Source organism: Anaerotignum lactatifermentans (assembly GCF_014982935.1).
In the GTDB taxonomy this organism is placed as follows: domain Bacteria; phylum Bacillota; class Clostridia; order Lachnospirales; family Anaerotignaceae; genus Anaerotignum; species Anaerotignum lactatifermentans.
The window spans coordinates 1-1268 of sequence record NZ_JADCKK010000139.1 but is presented as its reverse complement, the minus strand read 5'-3'; the positions used below and the strand labels follow the sequence as shown (position 1 = coordinate 1268).

Here is a 1268-nt window from a genome sequence, read left to right as displayed (position 1 = left end):
CCTGCGGCGAGGCGCTCACCGCACGCAAGCTGGAGGTCGTCCGAGCCTGCGAGGACCTCCTGCATGACCGGGGGCTCCGCCAGGTGCGCGCGCGGCTCATCGGCGGGGCGCTTCGCGTCGAGGCGGCGCCGGATGAGCTTCCGGCGCTCGGGGACGCCGTTGCGGACGGCGTCGAGCTCGACGGGGACCTCGTCGCAGCGCTACTCGAGCGCGGCGCATCGGCCGTCGACCCGGTGGCCGTCCCCTACGCCCACGGCAGCATGAACGCCGCATCGTGACAGGCGCCCGTCCGCGGCAAGCCGACATCATTGTCCCCGTGCTGTGAAGGACCCGTAAGGTCTTCTTGATACTGCCGCCCGCCTCCTCGCCCCCGCCGCCCCTATGCGGTATCGTGTCCGCGGCAGCGCTGCGCCCCGCAGCATCTCCGAACACGAAAGGGGGCACCATGGTCGAATGCTACAAGACCGGGTTGGATGGGATCACCGTCAAGATCGATGCGCCGGAATCAGGTTGCTGGGTCAACGTCGTGGAACCTACGCCGGAGGAACGCACATGGCTTGAGCAGACCGTCGGCATCGTGCCCGAGTTCGTCCGTTCCGCCCTCGACGAGGAGGAGACCTCGCACATCGACTACGACGAGGACGTCAACCAGACGCTCGTCATCGTGGACTACCCCAGCGCAGAGGATGTCGAGGACATGCAGGACCCCTCGATGCTGCAGTACACCACCCTGCCCATCTCCGCGATCTTCCTGCGCAACGAGAACATCATCGTCACCGTCAGCCTTCAGGAGAGCCCGATCGTCCAGGACATGGCGAGCGGCCGCGTACGGCAGGTCAACACCCGCATGCGCACTAGCTTCCTGCTCCAGATGCTGCTGCGCATCTCCCCGAGCTACCTGGTCCACCAGCGGCGCATCGACCGGCTCACCAATAAGACCGAGTCGCGCCTGTACGGCTCAATGCGCAACGAGGAGCTCCTGCAGATGCTCTCGCTCGAGAAGTCGCTCGTCTACTTCTCGACCTCGCTTAAATCCGCCGAGGTGACGCTCAACAAGATCATGCACGGCAAGCTCATCACGCTGTATGAGGAGGACGAGGACCTGATGGAGGACGTCATGATCGAGGTCCATCAGGCCCAGGAGATGTGCGCCATCTACAGCGACATCCTCTCCGGCACGATGGACGCCTACGCGAGCGTGATCTCCAACAACCTGAACATCGTCATGAAGGTGCTGACCGTCATCACCATCGTGATGGCGATTCCCA

At 64.5% G+C, this 1268-nt stretch carries 2 protein-coding genes; both read left to right on the top strand.

Going from position 1 to position 1268, the window contains the following annotated elements; all coding sequences use genetic code 11:
- Positions 1-278 (top strand): adenine nucleotide alpha-hydrolase family protein (locus tag INF29_RS14305; RefSeq protein ID WP_330608354.1); only part of this gene is annotated, 278 nt, incomplete at its 5' end.
- 167 nt (positions 279-445) lie between these two features.
- On the top strand, positions 446-1268 hold an 823-nt coding region (locus INF29_RS14300; RefSeq protein WP_193487394.1), incomplete at its 3' end, for a magnesium transporter CorA family protein.